Genomic DNA, 16,176 nt, shown 5'->3' on the forward strand with positions numbered 1-16,176 from the left:
TCTTCACATGGGACAGGCCGTTTCTCGACAGAATCTTGACAATTCCGGCGCATGCCCCGGCTGAACGCAATGTTCTGCCGGAAGCCCATTTATGTCGCGCATTCAAGATGCTGCCGTTCTGGCAGAGAAACTCCCGGTCACGGATGATGTGGCCGAGACAGTTTCGGAAACACCCCGTTTTTTGTTGTTCTGGAGAATTATGACCTTTACCCGGCGCGCCTACTGGAAGCGGGCGGTTCTTTTCTGGCTGCGTTTTGCGATCAATCCATTGGTCACCTTTCGGTGGTGGCGGTTTCTGGCGGATTTTTCAACAGAGCGAAAACTACCGCTCCCGCATGACGACCTTCTCCAGAAACCTCTGTCGAAACTCCTCATCAATAAAGTTTCCCAGAAGAGACGGCTGGCTTTTCTCATGGATAATTTCGCAATTGCGGACCGGCATTTTTCCAGGAGCGTGATGGCCGGGCTGTGGGCGGGAAAAACCATTGATATGGGCACGGTTTGCGGCCGGAACGATGAATATCGATGCGTCCTGGCCTTGGCGGATTGTTGCGGCGGTCGACACGAGGGTGCGTTTTCCATCAGACTCATGGATAGCCATGACAACACCGTTCTGTGGACGGCAACGTTCACTTTCGTTGAAGGGCGCGAGACACAGAACCACACGATTGTCGTTGGCGGCATGCAGGGCCCACGCGCCGCGAAGGAACAAATGGTGTCGATGACGCGCGATCTCTCGGGACTTCGTCCCAAGGAGGCTGCATTGATGGTTCTGCAAGGTCTCGCTGGTGAGGGTGCACATGACTATTTCGCTGTCGCCCACTCCAGACACCCCATCCGCTACCGGCGCGCCCGACGGCAAAAAATGATGGTTTCGGACATCGATGCATTCTGGCGGGAACGCTCTGGCGAGCCGGATGAAATATTCGGTTTCAAGGTGCCCTTCTCCAGCCTTGAGGGTGGAGATAAACGCAGCCAAATGAAGTCCTCTTTTTTCAGCCTCGGCAAACGTCTCGCCGAGGCCGGAGTAAACGAAAGCGCCTGAGGCTCGTCCCAGGTTGCCTAGGACTTCGCGCTAACCATGGGCAGGTTTTCGCGCCGGACCGAAGATCATGAAACTGATGGCGGCAAGGAACCAGACGCTGGTGCCGGCATAAAGCATGACCAGACCAAAACCGTCCGCAAGCGCCTGATGGACGAGCTCTTCCGAAACACCCTGCGCCGCGCCGGCGGTGCCCGCCGCGATCTTTTCCGCAAGCGACTGCAACGCATTGATGTCAGCACCTGATGGCAGGTTTGCCAGAAGCGAAGCCCGGACGCCCTCGACCAGAATAAAGCCCATGATCGGGATGTTGATGGCGAGCGAGATCATGCGCGCGCTCATGTCGATACCCGAAGCCATGCCGGAACGGGCGGGGGAAACCGCCCCTGTGGTGGTGTTGGTAACAGGCGTATTGGTCAGTCCGAGCCCGATACCGGCAAGGATGCAGCCGGGCAGCATGGTGAGCCAGCTCGCATTTTCGATGCCGCTTCCCAATTTCATCAACATGAAACCGAGGCCGATGGTGAACAGCCCGGCCGGAATGACAAGGCGCGGCTGGTAGCGCAACGACAGGCGCTCCGCCAAAGGCGGCACCACCAGCGCCGGCAGCGTATAGGCAAGCAGGCCGAGGCCGGCGGTGACGCTGTCATAACCGAGGCCTGCCTGAAACCAGATCGGCAGATAGATCATGAACGGCCAGAAGCTGATGTTCATCGCCGCCGAACCGATGATCGCCCCCGAAAATGGCCGGATGCGGAAGACGGAGAAGTCGAACATCGGTCGCGTGTTGAGCTTTTCAGCGAACACGAAGGCGATGAAGCTCGCGACAGAAATGCCAAGGATCAGAAGCGCCGCCGGGCTCACAAAACCGAGCTCGGGTCCCTGGGTGATGAAAAAGGCAAGGCTAAAAACGGCGACCGAGAGAGTGACCATGCCGGCAAGATCAAGACGCGCCGCTTCCGGATCTCGCGATTCTCCCACACCACCGGCGGCGAGCAGCCATGTTCCCACGCCAAGCGCGACGTGAACGAGGAACACCCATTCCCAGCTCCACAGCGCGACGATGGCGCCGCCGATGATCGGGCCGAAACCCAGCCCCACGCCCGAGACGATGCCCCACCAGCCGAACGCCATGCCGCGTTCACGGGCCGTGCGGAACTGATGCGACAGGATGGCGATCTGGCACACCAGCATCGCCCCGCCGCTCAGTCCCTGCAGGAAACGCGCGCCGATCAGCACCGAGACGTTTTCCGTCATTCCGCAGGCGAGGGAAGACAGTGAGAAAGCGGCGATGCTGGCGATGAAGACACGTTTGCGGCCGAAGCGATCGGCCAGCGCGCCCGTCGCCATCAGCACCATCGTCACGCCGATCGTATAGGCATTCATGATCCACTGAAGCTGCCGGAAATCCGCGTGCAGCACCTGTTCGAGTGTTGGCAGGATCGCCGGAACGCTGGAAATTTCCAGTCCGAACATCAGGGCGGAGAGACAGACGGCAGCGAGCGCCATGGCGCTTCTGCTGCCCGCTGGTGCGGTAACGGCAAGGGTCATTCTTCAGCCTTTCGTGGGTCGGCGCGCAATGGCGAAAACCGATCTGTGGAGGAGGCAGGCTAGACAAAGCTTGACCATAACTGAATTGGATGATTGGCTATTTCAGAGACAACAAATCGGAATAATCGACATGAGCACGCTGGATGTTGAGGCCGTCGAGGCCTTCGTCACCATCGCTGATATGCAGAGCTTCACCCGCGCTGCCGAAGCGCTCGGCACCACCCAGGGCGCCATCAGCGTCAAGCTCAAACGGCTGGAGGACAGGCTCGGCCAGCGGCTGCTCGAACGCACACCCCGCTCCGTGCGGCTATCCGCACAGGGTGCGGTATTTCTGGCGCCCGCCCGCGAGTTTCTCGCCGCGCATGATCGGGCTCTTGCAGGGCTTTCCTCGCCGCGCCGCCGTTTCGGCCTTGGTATTGCCGCCCATGTGGCGGGACCGGAGGTTCCGACCCTTCTTGCACGTCTCAACGACCACGACCCCGGGCTTACGATTGAAGTGCGGATGGATCATTCCCGATCCCTGCTAGATGCCTTCGACCGCGGAGAGATCGATGCGGCAATCATCCGCCGCGAGGACGACCGGCGCGACGGCGAGGTGCTGGGACCGGAACATTTCGGCTGGTATGCAACCCCGCAATTCGAACACCGTCAGGGTGAACCGCTGCGGCTGGCGGCGCTCTCACCCGCCTGTGGTGTGCGTGACATAGCCACCCGCGCCCTGGATGCGGCGGCGATTGCGTGGACGGAGGTGTTTCTTGGCGGCACATCGTCGATGGTGACGGCAGCCGTCTCGGCCGGGCTTGCGGTTTCCGCCTTCTCCTCCCGTCTTGCACCACCCGGCACGGTGGAGGTCAGCCAGCGTTTTGGCCTGCCGCCCCTGCCCTCTACCGAAATCATCATGTTCTCGACCCTGACGGACAGCAGATCCCGGGAGGCGTTACGCACGCTCGCCGCCGCCTTTCGCGAGCATCGGCCGGGATCGTGACCATGATCACACAGATTGACACCGTCCGCTTGTCGACAACTACCGGCGGAAAATCTAGCATCGGGCGAAAATGACCCGGCCGATGTCTCTCTCGGTCCAATCGCTGCAGTGGAGTCCCCTCATGTCCCTTCCCCAGAAAATCGGCTTTATCGGAACGGGTGCCATCACGGATGCGATGGTGCGCGGCCTGCTCGCCAGGCCTACCGCCTTGCCGCATGTCATGGTGTCCCAGCGCAGCGCGGATATCTCGGCCAGGCTTGCAGTCGATTTTCCGCAGGTGATCATCTCCGGCGACAATCAGGCGATCGTCGATGGCTGCGATACCGTCATGCTCGCGATCCGTCCGCAGATCGCCGAAGAGGTCATCCGGCCTCTCCGGTTCCGCGACGGGCAGAAGGTCATCAGCGTCGTGGCGGCAACCAGCCGCGAGTCGCTCCTGGACTGGATCGGCGCGGATGTGCGTCTCACCCAGGCAATCCCGCTACCCTTCGTCGCCCGGCGCAAGGGCGTCACCGCCATCTATCCCGCTGATACGGATACTGCCGCAATCTTCAACGTGCTCGGCAATGCGGTGGAATGCGAGACCAAGGCGGAATACGACCTTCTGGCCGCGGCCAGCGCTCTGATGGCCACCTATTTCGGCATCATGCAGACCACGACCGAATGGCTGGCCGAGAACGGTCTGCCGGAAGAAAAGGCGCGCGCTTATCTTGCCCCCCTCTTCGCCGGCCTCTCCGAGGTGGCGATGCTTGCTGGAAGCAAGGCGGATTTCAACGAGATCAGCCGTGAGTTCGCGACAAAAGGCGGCCTCAACGAGCAGGTGCTGCTGGACTTCGACGGCAAGGGCGGCTCAGGGGCGCTGAAAGACGCATTGAGCCGCGTGCTGGAGCGGATTACGCAATAGCCGGACAGGTGCAACGGCAACAACAAAAAAGGGGCCTTTCGGCCCCTTTTTTGTCTTATGCCTTCCCCGGACGGTTGATTGTTAGGAAGTGCCGCACGACAGGCTTTTCCAGTCCGGAATGGTAAGCCAGCACCTTGCCCTGCAAATCCGCGTCGGCATGGGAAACCCGCTTGTGCTGGCGCAGATGTTCAGCCCAGGATTCCACCATGAACCATTCGACAATCTTCTGCGGATCGGCGGAGTCTTCCGTCACGCCCCAGCCATAGGCGCCATCGCGGCGACGTTCCTGGGAGAGTTCGTCCAGCGCATGCAGGAAATCGGAACGGTGATGCTTTTCGACATTATATTCGATCAGGATCAGAACCGGGCCACGATCATGAGCCACCGGCTCGGCAACGAGCGGTTCGGGCCAATGGTTGGACGGCACCATATCCGCATCGCCCGCAGGCAGTTTCAGACGGTGCATGACGAGGCCCGCAACCAGCAATCCCGCAGCGCCGATCAGCAACGCACCCGGCACGCCTGTGGCTTCACCAACAGCACCCCAGCCAAGGCTGCCGGCCGTCATCGCGCCATTGAAGACGGTGAGATAAACGGCAAGGCCACGGCCACGCACCCAGTTCGGCAGAACTGCCTGGGCTGCGCCATTCAGCGTCGTCAGCGCCGTGATCCATGCGCCACCGAGGAACAGCAGGATGATGATGGCAAGCCACTTTGGCGGTGCGAAGGACAGTCCAGCCATGACGAGCGCAGTCGTGAGAGCCGCACCCAGCAGCAGGGCATCGGCATCGAAACGTTCGCGCAGCTTCGGCATGACCAGCGCGCCGCAGATGGCGCCGGCGCCAACGGCGCCGAGCAGGATACCGTAGAAGCTCGCATCTCCACCGAGCAGTTGCCGGGCGACCAGAGGCAGCAGCGCCCAGACAGCACTGGCGAATGCAAAGAAGATCGCTGCCCGCAGCAGGACGACATGCAGCGGCTTGCTGGCGCGGGTATAACGAAGGCCCGCCCGGAATGCGCCGAAGAAACCTTCCGCCAGTGCATCATTGGCGTTCTTTGCCCGTGGCCACCACAGAAGGGCGGCGATAACCACGAAATAGCTGGCGACATCAGCGCCATAGGTAAAGGCCGCCCCGAAGGCCGCGAGCAGGATGCCGCCGGCGGCCGGGCCGATGGAACGGGCGATGTTGATGCCGAGCGAGTTCAGCGCCACGGCGCTCTTGATATCCTCACGTTTCACCAGCTCCGGCACGATGGCCTGCCAGGTCGGGCCCATCAGCGCGGCGCCGATACCGCCGAGGAAGGTGAGACCGATCAGCGCGCTGACGGACAACAGGCCGGTTTGGGCCAGAACCATAAGGGTGACGCTGACGGAGGCCAGCAACAGCTGCACGGCGATCAGGAATTTGCGGCGGTCGAGAATATCGGTCAGCACGCCGGCCGGAATTGCCAGAAGAAAGATCGGCAGCGTCCCTGCCGCCTGAACCATGGCGACGGCCGCCGGCGAGGCCGAAAGATCGGTCATCAGCCATGAACTGGCGACATCGCGCATGAAACTGCCGGTATTGCCGAGCACCGTCGCGGCCCAGAGGACGGCGAAAACCGGTTGCGCAAGAGGAGCAAAGCTGCTCGCCGAGGATTTTGCGGCACTCATTTGCCTGTTCCTTTCGTGAGATCGATTGCGGCGACGATGATGAAGGCGCCGGCAAGGCCAAGATGCTCGAAGAAGGCGTTGGTGGCCATCATGCGGTCCATGCCGGGCGCCATTTCCCAGAAGCGAAGAGCGATGAAGGTGGCCAGAAGCGTGAAGCCCGCAAGTGCCAGAGCACCGGCCCAACGCAGGAAGCCCGACACCACCAATGCGGAGGCGGTGAGTTCGAACAGGATGACGACGACGGCGAATGCGGCCGCCGGCTGAAGGCCAAAATGGTTCATCTCGGCGATCGCGCCGGGGAAGTCGAAGATCTTGGTCAGCGGCCCCTGAATATAGGCCGAGCAAAGCGCCAGAAGCGCAAGGGTTTTCGTGGCGGGGGCGGCAACGACATTTGCGAGGAAGCCGCGAAGGCGAAGGGTTGAAGATGGCTCGGTCATTTTTTGCTCCTGCGATCTGGCCGGTCGGTTCGAGCGGCGCTGCGTTCATGTGATGGAGCGATATTGGCGCAAAGGATTACCGCCAACAATTGCATCAATAGTTTCTATATAATTGCGAATTTTGTAATATTCTTTTTATCGCCGGATCTTTCGCAGACAACGGGCAGCGGCAATCCACTGCCCGTTGGATTTCTCTTGCCAATCAGCCTCAGACCGCCCAGCAGGAGCAGCCGAGAGCGCCGAAAAAGCCCTTCAAATCGGCAATCGGCAGTTTTGACGTCCAGGCGCCGGCATGGTCGTGACCATGCACACCGCAATCACTGGCACAGCCGCAAGACGAGATCGCCGCCCGTCTGAGCGAGTTCTTTCCGGCACCCTGCGGCTCACCCCAGGCGGCATAACCACCGAAGGTTCGCACAGGCGACCAGTCGGGCATCGCCGGCGGAATATTGCTTTCATCAAGCGTCCTGAAGTCGCCGGCGCCATAGACGATCTTGCCGCCGACCATGGTCAGTTCGGATGTAAGGAAGGAGATTTCATCCTCCGCGCAGGAGAAATAATCCTTGTCCGGCACCACTAGATCGGCGAACTGGCCTTTTTCGATGCGGCCCTTCTTGCCTTCCTCGTTGGAGAACCAGGTGACTTTTTCGGTCCACATGCGCAGCGCCGTCTCGCGGTCGAGGCAGTTGGCGCGCGGATAAAGCTGCATGCCGCCCACCGTCTTGCCCGTCACCATCCAGAACAGCGACACCCACGGATTATAGGAGGCGACGCGTGTTGCATCCGTACCGGCCGAAACGTTCACGCCCTTTTCCAGCATCCGCGCAATCGGCGGTGTGGCCTCCGCCACGCCCTGGCCATACCGTTCGACGAAATATTCGCCCTGATAGGCCATGCGGTGCTGGGTTGCGATGCCGCCGCCAAGCGCGGCGATGCGGTCGATCGAGCGGTCGGAGATGGTTTCGGCATGATCGAAAAACCAGTTCAACCCTTCGAGCGGGATATCCCGGTTGACCTTTTCGAAGACATCCAGCGCCCGCGAAATGGTCTCGTCATAGGTGGCGTGCAGACGCCAGGGCCAGCGGTTTTCCGCCAGAATCCGGACAACGTCTTCAAGCTCGCCTTCCATTTCCGGCGGCATGTCCGGCCGTGGCTGGCGGAAATCCTCGAAATCGGCAGCGGAAAAGACCAGCATTTCGCCTGCACCATTGTGCCGGAAGTAGTCGTTACCCTGCTTGTATTTGACCGATGACGTCCAGTTGAGGAAGTCCTCCTTCTCCTGCTTCGGCTTCTGGGTGAAGAGGTTGTAGGCCAGCCGAACCGTCATCTGGTTCTCATCCGACAGCTTCTGGATCACTTCGTAATCATCAGGGTAGTTCTGGAAGCCGCCGCCCGCGTCGATCACGCCGGTCACACCCAGCCTGTTCAGCTCGCGCATGAAGTGGCGCGTGGAATTGACCTGGTAGTCGAGAGGCAGCTTCGGCCCCTTGGCGAGCGTCGAATAGAGGACGCCGGCATTCGGCTTGGCGAGCAGCAGACCGGTCGGATTGCCATTCGCATCGCGGGTGATCTCGCCGCCGGGCGGGTTCGGCGTATCCTTGGTGTAACCAACGGCGCGAAGTGCTGCGCCGTTCAGCAGCGCCCGGTCGTAGAGATGCAGCAGGAAGACCGGCGTATCCGGCGCCACCGCATTGATTTCCTCGATGGTCGGCAGGCGCTTTTCAACGAATTGATGCTCGGTGAAACCGCCCACGACCCGCACCCATTGCGGGGCCGGGGTAATAGCCACCTGACGCTTCAGCATGTCCATGGCATCGGCAAGCGAGCGCACGCCATCCCAGCGCAGTTCCATGTTGAAGTTCAGGCCGCCGCGCACGACGTGGGTGTGGTTGTCGATCAGGCCGGGCAGAACCCGCTTGCCCTTCAGGTCGATGATCTTCGTATCCGGCCCGGCAAGGGCCATAACCTCGGCATCGCTTCCCACTTCCAGAAACAGGCCATCCTTGATGGCCACTGCCGTTGCATTCGGATTGCCGCGGTCGAGCGTCGTGACGCGGCCGTTGTGAAGGATCGTATCTGGGTGCATGGAAGAACCTCCGGTCTTGATGAGATCAGCGGCCTTAGCCGGTGAAAACAGATTCGGAAAGGCAAGGCTCGAAGCCGCGCCAAGAAAGGTGCGTCGTGTCGGCATCAGCTTCTCTCCCGGTTGATAGGCTGTTTGACCTCGGCAAGGCCAGTTGTTTCAGCGCCACCCTTCGGCATATGGCCGAACATATGCGGCTTGATCTGGTTGATCCACGAAACCACGGCCGGCTCCTTGCCGACGATCGTCTTCGCGAGGGGGATGATCTGCTCTCCAACCAATATGCCGAGCAGACCGACGAGAGCAATGACGGGCGGTGCGGGAGAACGCACATTAAGCAGGCTGTAAACTATGCCGACCAGCAGACCGGCGCCAAGGGACAGAAGATAGACTTTCATCGAAACCTCCTCGATGGGTAAAAGCCGCACCGGACTGGATGACGATCCTGCCGGCGCGGCGTGGTTGAAAGCTTATTTCTTGGCCGGGTTGGGGCCGATGCGCTTGCCGTGCTTGACGCGCTCGGCACCGCCGTGGACATGGGTGACGGCATAATCGATGCCCATACCGTAGGCGCCGGAATGTTCCTTCACCAGCGCGGTGACGGCGTCATAGGTTTCCTTGCGTGCCCAGTCGCGCTGCCATTCGAGCAGCACCTGCTGCCAGGTCACGGGAATGATGCCGGCCTGCACCATGCGGTCCATGGCATATTTATGCGCGTCGAGAGAGGTGCCGCCGGAGGCGTCCGCCACCATGTAGATCTCGTAATCCGCGACATCATGGAGCGCCGAGAGTGCGAAGGTGGTGTTGCAGACTTCCGTCCACAGGCCGGAGACGACGATCTTCCTGCGGCCACCAGCGGCGTTCTTCGCCAGCGCATCGCGGACATTCTGGTCGTCCCAGGAATTCATCGAGGTACGCTCGAGAATGTCGTTTTCCGGGAAAACCGCGAGCAGTTCCGGGAAGGTGTTACCGGAGAAGCTTTCCGTTTCAACCGTGGTGATGGTCGTCGGGATGTTGAAAATCTTTGCCGCCTTGGCGAGGCCGACGACATTGTTCTTCAGGGTCTGGCGATCGATCGACTGCACACCGAAAGCCATCTGCGGCTGCTGGTCGATGAAGATGAGCTGGCTGTTGGCGGGGGTAAGGACTTCGAGCTTGGACATTTTCAGTTCTCCGTTCAGGGGGTGATTGCCGATCTGCGGCGGTGGAAACTAGGAAGGCTTCGCCGGCCGGCTGCCCGGCAGGGGCAGCCGTCTTGAAAAGTATAGATCTGTTTTGGTCAGTGGATGCGGATCAGAGATCCGCTTTATGCCGCAAGGGGAGCGAGGTTGGCCTCGATCTGGTTGCGGAAAGGCTCGTAGCGGCTCGGCAGCTTGAGCGCTTCGCCCAGATGCGCGGTATCCTCGTCACGGTCGAAACCGGGTTCATTGGTGGCGACTTCAAACAGAATGCCGCCCGGCGTGCGGAAATAGATCGCCCAGAAATAATCGCGGTCGATGACGGGGGTGACCTGATAGCCCGTATCCATCAGCGCCTTGCGCACTTCCAGCTGCTTTTGACGGTTTTCGACGGCGAAAGCGATATGGTGGACCGAACCTGCCCCCGGACGGGCAAAGGGCGTCTTCGGCAGGGCCGCAAGATCGATCGTGTCGGCCCCGTTGCCGCCGGGAATGACGAAGCGCGTCACATTGCCTTCAGCATCAGCGCGTTCATAACCCATGAAACGAAGGAGTTCCTCAGTGGCGGCCGTGTCGTTCAGATTGAAGCGCGCGCCGGTGAAACCACGTATGGCGCTGTCTTCGGAAATACCCTCGGCCAGCCAGGGGGCGCGGGCATCATTCTCCGTTTCGATCAGCGCAAGTCCATCGCCATCGGGACCGGTGAAGCGCAGGCGCTCGGCACCGAAGACCGTGTCGGCCTGAAGGCCGGCGGCGCCCTTGGCAAGCAGGCGCTCTTTCCAGAAGCCCAGCGAACCCTTGGGGATGGAAAACTGCGTCTCGCCCACCTCGCCGACGCCGGGACGGCCGGCCATCATGTTGGCGAAGGGAAAATAGGTCATGACCGTGCCGGGCGTGCCATTTTCGTCTCCGTAATAAAGGTGATAGACGCTGGGTTCGTCAAAGTTGACGGTTTTCTTGACCCGGCGCAGGCCGAGCGTATCGGTGAAGAAACTGTTGTTCTGCCGCGCATCCGACGCCATTGAGGTGACGTGGTGCAGGCCCTTGATATCCTTGATCATCGGCGGCGCCTTTCGTTGTTGGTGTGTCCGTTTCGATGGACAGAGATGTAACCCGCTTGATTGCATCGCGGAATTGCAATATTTCTCTCGAATGAATTGCGATTTTTGAAATAATAGAGATGAACGATCATAAAGCTCTGAAAACCTTTCTGATGGCGGCCGAAAAGCGCAACTTCGCGCAGGTCGCCCGTGAACTGGGCATGACGGCGGCCGCCGTCACCCGTGCGATTGCCGCGCTTGAAGATGATCTCGGTGTGCAATTATTTGTCCGAACCACCCGACAGGTCTCCTTGACGACGGACGGAGCCATCTTCGCCGCACAGATCCAGCCGGCGGTCGAGGCGCTGGAGAATGCCCGGCGCGATGTCCGCAACGCCCATAAGGCTGATGAGGGGCGGCTGAGGATCAGCGCGCCGACATGGCTCGGCAAGACGGTGCTGCCGCCGATCCTGTCGGGTTTCCGGGAACTCTATCCAAAAATGTGCTTCGAGATTTCCCTGTCGGACGGCCTGGTCAATATCGTGGATGACGATTACGATCTGGCGATCCGCATCTCGTCCGCCCCATCAGACAAATTCACCATCTGGCGCAAGATCAGGGCTGTGCCGAGAATATTGGTGGCGGCCCCGGGCAGCCGGTTCACGCAGATGGAACATCCAAGCGAACTGACCCCTGACGATTGCCTTGCCTATAGCGGCGAAAGCCGGCGGGAGAACTGGGTCCTGTCAGATGGTGGATCAAGCATCGCCATCTCGGCTGGCCGTGCATTCAGCGCCAATAGCGGCGAGGTTCTGGCCGACATGGCGGCGGAAGGCGCCGGCGTGGCCATGCTGCCGGGATTTAACATCGCCGAACATCTCCATAGCGGCCGGCTCGTTCATGTCCTGCCCGGCTGGGCGCCGCCCGAACTCTGGCTGACGCTTTATTATCCGCCCTATCAGGCACTGCCGCCCCGGATCGCAACCTTCTCGAAATTCTTCGAAGAGCAATTGCCGGCGCATATGGTGATGCTGGACTAGAGCCGGCAACCTTAACCCCGCCGACGCGCACGAGCGCGTCGGCCTGATGCGTGGCTTAGCGTGGCAGCAGCAAGAAATGGCAATAGCCGGGGCTGCCGCAACGTTCTGATGGTCGGGCCTCTAGGCCAGATGCTGGCTGAAGAAGGCGGCGATCCGGTCGAACGGGATTTTGTCGGCGCGGTCATACAGGTCCGTATGGTTGGCGTCCGGAATGATCACGAGTTCCTTCGGTTCGGCAGCGGCAGCGAAAGCTGTCTCGCTGAAATATCGGGAATGCGCTTTCTCCCCATGGATGAACATCACCGGGCGCGGCGATATTTCGGCGATATAGGTCAGGATCGGCATGTTCATGAACGACAGGGGTGTCGTCTGCGTCCAGGAATTACCCGAATTGACAGCACGCGCATGATAGCCGCGCGGCGTCCGGTAGTAGTCGTGATAGTCGATCAGGAACTGCGCTTCGCCACCCTTGAGATCGTTATAAGGCGGCTGATAGGCGGGGCTTCCCTTTTCCGCATCCTGCCAGCGCTGCCGGCTCATCTGCTCCAGCGCCTGTGTGCGCTGTTCGAGGGTGACGCTGTCGTTGTAGCCTTTGGACATGGCCCGCGTCATGTCATACATGGTGCTGGCCACGACCGCCTTCACGCGCTTGTCCGCCGCGACAGCGTTCAGCGCCATGCCGCCCCAGCCGCAGATACCGATCACGCCGATACGCTCGCGATCCACATAGGATTGCAGCCCGATGTAATCCACCGCAGCGCTGAAGTCCTCGGTATTGATATCCGGCGAGGCGACGTTCCGGGGCTCGCCGCCGCTTTCTCCGGTATAGGAGGGATCGAACGCCAGCGCGGCAAATCCGCGCTCCGCCATGGTCTGCGCATAAAGACCGGATGACTGTTCTTTTACCGCACCGAAGGGGCCGCTGATGACAAGGGTGGCCAAAGGCGCACTTTCGCGGTTCTTTGGCAGGTAGAGGTCACCTGCCAGGGTAATGCCGTAGCGGTTCTTGAACGAGACCTTCTGGTGATCGACATTGTCGCTCTTCGGGAAGACCTTGTCCCATGAAGAGGTTTGGGCGAAAGCCTGCGTCGCGCTCGCCATCGGCACCATGCCCATTGCGGCGACGGCGATGCCCGTTGCCTTCATCAGGTTGCGCCTGCCGGTATTGCAGGTTTCATCAGTTTCAACTGGCTTGCTCATGCTGGGAACTCCTGTTGTGGTTCGGTTCATTGGACGCGTTCGATGCGCAGCGGAAATTCCCCGGGGATATGAAGCGCTTCATAGCCTTTATCGAAGCGTCCCAGCCGGATGAGGCCGGGATGCCTGTAGTCGGCATAGAACATCGCGAGATTGCCCCAGGGCATGTAATAACAGAGGTCGTAAGGTCGCTCGTTTTCGAACGGACCGTGGCCTTCGACCGTCAGCTTTCGAGGGAGATAGGCGATCTTCTCGTTGGAGCCGAAGTCAGCGATCCTGACGTCGAGCGGCAGCATGGACGCGAAATCGCGGGCTGACGGATTGTCGTAGAGCGTCGCTATCATCGTGTTTTCTGCGAAAATCAGCTTGATCTTCAAATCGGTCCTCTCCTGATTGTTAGGCCCGCTTTTGCTGAAAGCTCGCCCGGGCAGGATGAAGGCGGCGGCCATCGCCAGCAGGATGCGTCGGGCGAAAACCGCCGGGCGACCATTCACGATCGCCTCCGCGCCAGCCGCCAGGCGACAAAAGAGGCAAGCGAGGAACCGCAGAGCAACAATGCGCTCAGTGTGAAGGCCGACCACCAGCCGAAACTGTCGAATAAAATGCCGCCGACCGATGCCCCCGCCGTGATCGCCAGTTGAATGACGGCAACCTGCAGCCCGCCGCCGGTCTCGGCATCATCAGGCAGAATGCGGCTCAGCCAGGTGCCCCAGCCAACCGGTGCGGCGGTTCCAACGAAACCCCAGCCGACAAGTGCGGCTGCGACAGGAAGTTTCGCGTCGCCAAAGGCGACCATGAAGAGCGCGATACCGGCCATCAACAGGGGAATGATCGCAAGAATGCTGAAGAGACGGTGTTGCAGCAGCCGGCCGACGACCCAGGTTCCAACCGCCCCCGCCAATCCCATGATCAGCAGCAGCAGCGACAGCATCGTGATTTCGACCCGCGTGACCTGCTCGAGAAAGGGCCGCAGATAAGTAAAAAGTGCGAACTGACCCATGAACAACAGCAGGATCGCGATCATGCCCGCCGTGACGGCTGGACGTCCAAGCAGCCTGAAGACATTCGCGGATACACGGGCGCGGCGCGGCGGAAGTTCCGGCAGGACGATCCATTGCCACAGGAGCGCAAGCAGGCCGATAGGCACGACCAGAAAGAAGGCGCCGCGCCAGCCGATATAGGCGCCCAGCAGGCTGCCAAGTGGGGCGGAAACCGTTGCCGCAACCGCGTTGCCGGCATTCAGCAGTGCAAGTGCTTTCGGCACCTGATCATGGGAGACGAGACGCATCACGATCGCGGTGGACATCGACCAGAAGCCGCCGATCGAAATTCCGAGCAATGCCCGGCCAAGCATCAAGACCGGGAAAGACGGTGCAAGGGTGACCACGATGCCGGACACCATCAAGAGCGCCGTGAGGCCGAGCACGACAACGCGCCGGTCCAGCCGCCGGGTCAGGCCGGTAATCAACAGGCTGGTGATAACCGCAAAGATGCCGGAGATGGAGATCGCCTGCCCCGTATTACCTTCTGAAACGCCGAGATCGGCGGCGATTGGCGTCAGCAGACTGACGGGCATGAATTCCGAAGCGATCAACACGAAGGCGCAGAGCGTCATGCAAAACACGGCGCTCCATGCCGCACGTCTACTGCCCATCTTGTCGTCATAGGTGAGAGTCATTCGCCAGATCCCACTAAAATCCCGGTTTCTTTCGATGGCGGGAAGATATTGCCGGGCGACTTTGCGGACAATCCGTGCTAATTCGCATGGACTTATCGAAATTCAATATTAATCAGAGGTTTTTGATGCAGCGAGAGGATATGAAGGATCTCCTCTGGTTCATGGAGGTTGCCAAAGAGCGGAGCTTTACGAAGGCTGCGGCGACGCTCGGAACATCGCAATCGACATTGAGCTATACAATCAAGCAGCTTGAAGCCCGGCTGGGCGTGCGCCTGCTGACGCGGACGACACGCAGCGTGGCCACGACGGAAGCCGGCGAACGCCTGCTTTTATCTATCGCTCCGCGATTTCAGGGGATCGAGGCGGATCTGGCGGATCTCGTCGCCTTTCGCGAAAAGCCCTCAGGCACCTTGCGCCTCACCCTGTCCGATCACGCCCTGCAAACAACCGTCTGGCCGAAACTGGGCCGCGTCCTGTCCAACTATCCCGACATTCGTATTGAGCTCTATAGCGACAATGGCATGCGCAATATTGTCGAGGAACGCTTCGACGCCGGCGTGCGACTGGGCGAGAGCGTCGACAGGGACATGATCGCCGTTCGGATCGGCCCGGACTGGCGTCTGAGAGCCGTGGCTTCGCCAGACTATTTCGTCAGACACGGCATCCCTGTCATACCCCAGGATCTGGTCGGCCATGTCTGCATCAATACACGTCAGGCAACCTGGGGTGGATTTTACGCCTGGGAATTTGAAAAGGACGGGCGGGAGCTGCGGGTCAGGGTTGACGGACAACTAAGCTTCAATTCCTCGATCTCCCAGATCGACGCCGCGATGAAAGGCTACGGGATCGCATACGTTCCGGAAGACCTCGTCGAGGCGCACATCGCTGAAGGGAGATTGCAGGCGGTTCTGGACAATTGGAGCGAGCCCTTCACCGGCTATCACCTCTATTATCCGAGCAGGCGCCAGATGTCTCCGGCGATGAAGGTGATCATCGACGCCCTGCGCCATCATGCCTGATATGGAGGATTGACCTCCTATCGGGACAACCGCCCTGAACCCAAACCGGCCCGTCATTCGTGGCGGATCATCGCGGCCCGCGTCTGTCCGTCTAAAGCATTGCCATATCCACGAAACGGGAAATCACAGCTTCCTCTCCCTAAAAACAAACTTCACGGCACCCGATATAAAGGAGACAAAGCAAATTATTGACTGCGGCTGACGCCCGTTACATCAGCGAATCAGCTTGCGACAAGAATTGTTGTTCCGTTTTGACCGACAATAAACATTAAACCCTTGCGCTCCCGCCTGCTCAAACGGGCGCTACTTATACGAGCGCGGACATATCTGGTTTCCCGCAGTGAAAACCGACCGACTGGGTAATTGGA

General features: G+C 60.2%; 15 protein-coding genes. 5 read left to right on the forward strand and 10 right to left on the reverse strand.

The features are described 5' to 3' along the window. Positions 1-91 precede the first annotated feature (91 nt). A complete protein-coding gene (locus tag AC5I5B_RS25600) occupies positions 92-1,045 on the forward strand; it encodes a DUF535 family protein (protein WP_111793770.1) in 954 nt (317 codons plus the stop codon). A 30-nt stretch (positions 1,046-1,075) separates the two neighbouring features. Here AC5I5B_RS25600 and AC5I5B_RS25605 read toward each other — a convergent pair whose 3' ends face one another. Next, complete coding sequence (locus tag AC5I5B_RS25605) at positions 1,076-2,593, reverse strand: MFS transporter (protein ID WP_111834817.1); 1,518 nt, start codon at positions 2,591-2,593, stop codon at positions 1,076-1,078. Positions 2,594-2,723: 130 nt separating this feature from the next. Here AC5I5B_RS25605 and AC5I5B_RS25610 point away from each other — a divergent pair, with 130 nt between their 5' ends. Next, entirely contained in the window at positions 2,724-3,578 is an 855-nt protein-coding gene (locus AC5I5B_RS25610) for a LysR family transcriptional regulator (RefSeq protein WP_003522061.1), read from the forward strand. A 121-nt stretch (positions 3,579-3,699) separates the two neighbouring features. Then, positions 3,700-4,482 carry a pyrroline-5-carboxylate reductase gene (locus AC5I5B_RS25615; protein WP_080867453.1) on the forward strand — a complete coding sequence of 261 codons (783 nt, stop codon included), beginning with the start codon at positions 3,700-3,702 and terminating at the stop codon, positions 4,480-4,482. A 55-nt stretch (positions 4,483-4,537) separates the two neighbouring features. On the opposite strand, the gene AC5I5B_RS25620 is transcribed toward AC5I5B_RS25615, so the two are convergent. The 6 genes from AC5I5B_RS25620 to AC5I5B_RS25645 all read right to left on the reverse strand — a co-directional run bounded on the left by AC5I5B_RS25620 (position 4,538) and on the right by AC5I5B_RS25645 (position 10,895). Next, a complete protein-coding gene (locus AC5I5B_RS25620) occupies positions 4,538-6,136 on the reverse strand; it encodes an MFS transporter (protein WP_003508354.1) in 1,599 nt (532 codons plus the stop codon). Next, complete coding sequence (locus AC5I5B_RS25625; RefSeq protein WP_020813628.1) at positions 6,133-6,573, reverse strand: DoxX family protein; 441 nt, start codon at positions 6,571-6,573, stop codon at positions 6,133-6,135. The genes AC5I5B_RS25620 and AC5I5B_RS25625 overlap by 4 nt, the downstream gene beginning before the upstream one ends. Before the next feature lie 208 nt (positions 6,574-6,781). Beyond that, positions 6,782-8,764, reverse strand: a complete 1,983-nt coding sequence (locus AC5I5B_RS25630; RefSeq protein WP_035213268.1) for an amidohydrolase — start codon at positions 8,762-8,764, stop codon at positions 6,782-6,784. After that, on the reverse strand, positions 8,764-9,054 hold the full coding sequence (locus tag AC5I5B_RS25635) for a XapX domain-containing protein (protein ID WP_020813626.1): 291 nt from the start codon (positions 9,052-9,054) through the stop codon (positions 8,764-8,766). Before AC5I5B_RS25635 ends, AC5I5B_RS25630 begins: the two co-directional genes overlap by 1 nt. 72 nt (positions 9,055-9,126) lie before the next feature. Continuing rightward, positions 9,127-9,819 (reverse strand): hydrolase, encoded by a 693-nt coding sequence (locus AC5I5B_RS25640; protein ID WP_087746307.1) that lies wholly within the window; start codon positions 9,817-9,819, stop codon positions 9,127-9,129. A gap of 143 nt (positions 9,820-9,962) precedes the next feature. Then, positions 9,963-10,895, reverse strand: a complete 933-nt coding sequence (locus AC5I5B_RS25645; protein ID WP_111834815.1) for a ring-cleaving dioxygenase — start codon at positions 10,893-10,895, stop codon at positions 9,963-9,965. A 119-nt stretch (positions 10,896-11,014) separates the two neighbouring features. On the opposite strand from AC5I5B_RS25645, the gene AC5I5B_RS25650 reads away from it, so the two are divergent. Then, on the forward strand, positions 11,015-11,914 hold the full coding sequence (locus AC5I5B_RS25650) for a LysR family transcriptional regulator (protein WP_107677805.1): 900 nt from the start codon (positions 11,015-11,017) through the stop codon (positions 11,912-11,914). A gap of 120 nt (positions 11,915-12,034) precedes the next feature. Here AC5I5B_RS25650 and AC5I5B_RS25655 read toward each other — a convergent pair whose 3' ends face one another. From AC5I5B_RS25655 to AC5I5B_RS25665, 3 genes are read right to left on the reverse strand one after another with little or no spacing between them, the layout of a single operon-like run. Beyond that, the gene (locus tag AC5I5B_RS25655; RefSeq protein WP_111834814.1) at positions 12,035-13,114 is read right to left on the reverse strand and encodes an alpha/beta hydrolase; all 1,080 of its coding nucleotides are present in this window, start codon (positions 13,112-13,114) and stop codon (positions 12,035-12,037) included. Positions 13,115-13,140: 26 nt separating this feature from the next. Then, positions 13,141-13,605 (reverse strand): cyclophilin-like fold protein, encoded by a 465-nt coding sequence (locus AC5I5B_RS25660; protein WP_111834813.1) that lies wholly within the window; start codon positions 13,603-13,605, stop codon positions 13,141-13,143. After that, complete coding sequence (locus AC5I5B_RS25665; RefSeq protein ID WP_080864642.1) at positions 13,602-14,789, reverse strand: MFS transporter; 1,188 nt, start codon at positions 14,787-14,789, stop codon at positions 13,602-13,604. The genes AC5I5B_RS25660 and AC5I5B_RS25665 overlap by 4 nt, the downstream gene beginning before the upstream one ends. A 125-nt stretch (positions 14,790-14,914) precedes the next feature. Here AC5I5B_RS25665 and AC5I5B_RS25670 point away from each other — a divergent pair, with 125 nt between their 5' ends. Further along, a complete protein-coding gene (locus AC5I5B_RS25670) occupies positions 14,915-15,808 on the forward strand; it encodes a LysR family transcriptional regulator (RefSeq protein ID WP_035213264.1) in 894 nt (297 codons plus the stop codon). Positions 15,809-16,176: the final 368 nt, after the last annotated feature.

The sequence above is a fragment of the Agrobacterium sp. genome (assembly GCF_059499945.1).

Excerpts from the sequence above, each read along its gene's own strand:
- AC5I5B_RS25600 (WP_111793770.1), top strand. The coding sequence starts at position 92 with ATGTCGCGCATTCAAGATGCTGCCGTTCTGGCAGAGAAACTCCCGGTC.
- AC5I5B_RS25605 (WP_111834817.1), bottom strand. The coding sequence starts at position 2,593 with ATGACCCTTGCCGTTACCGCACCAGCGGGCAGCAGAAGCGCCATGGCG.
- AC5I5B_RS25610 (WP_003522061.1), top strand. The coding sequence starts at position 2,724 with ATGAGCACGCTGGATGTTGAGGCCGTCGAGGCCTTCGTCACCATCGCT.
- AC5I5B_RS25615 (WP_080867453.1), top strand. The coding sequence starts at position 3,700 with ATGTCCCTTCCCCAGAAAATCGGCTTTATCGGAACGGGTGCCATCACG.
- AC5I5B_RS25620 (WP_003508354.1), bottom strand. The coding sequence starts at position 6,136 with ATGAGTGCCGCAAAATCCTCGGCGAGCAGCTTTGCTCCTCTTGCGCAA.
- AC5I5B_RS25625 (WP_020813628.1), bottom strand. The coding sequence starts at position 6,573 with ATGACCGAGCCATCTTCAACCCTTCGCCTTCGCGGCTTCCTCGCAAAT.
- AC5I5B_RS25630 (WP_035213268.1), bottom strand. The coding sequence starts at position 8,764 with ATGCCGACACGACGCACCTTTCTTGGCGCGGCTTCGAGCCTTGCCTTT.
- AC5I5B_RS25635 (WP_020813626.1), bottom strand. The coding sequence starts at position 9,054 with ATGAAAGTCTATCTTCTGTCCCTTGGCGCCGGTCTGCTGGTCGGCATA.
- AC5I5B_RS25640 (WP_087746307.1), bottom strand. The coding sequence starts at position 9,819 with ATGTCCAAGCTCGAAGTCCTTACCCCCGCCAACAGCCAGCTCATCTTC.
- AC5I5B_RS25645 (WP_111834815.1), bottom strand. The coding sequence starts at position 10,895 with ATGATCAAGGATATCAAGGGCCTGCACCACGTCACCTCAATGGCGTCG.
- AC5I5B_RS25650 (WP_107677805.1), top strand. The coding sequence starts at position 11,015 with ATGAACGATCATAAAGCTCTGAAAACCTTTCTGATGGCGGCCGAAAAG.
- AC5I5B_RS25655 (WP_111834814.1), bottom strand. The coding sequence starts at position 13,114 with ATGAGCAAGCCAGTTGAAACTGATGAAACCTGCAATACCGGCAGGCGC.
- AC5I5B_RS25665 (WP_080864642.1), bottom strand. The coding sequence starts at position 14,789 with ATGACTCTCACCTATGACGACAAGATGGGCAGTAGACGTGCGGCATGG.
- AC5I5B_RS25670 (WP_035213264.1), top strand. The coding sequence starts at position 14,915 with ATGCAGCGAGAGGATATGAAGGATCTCCTCTGGTTCATGGAGGTTGCC.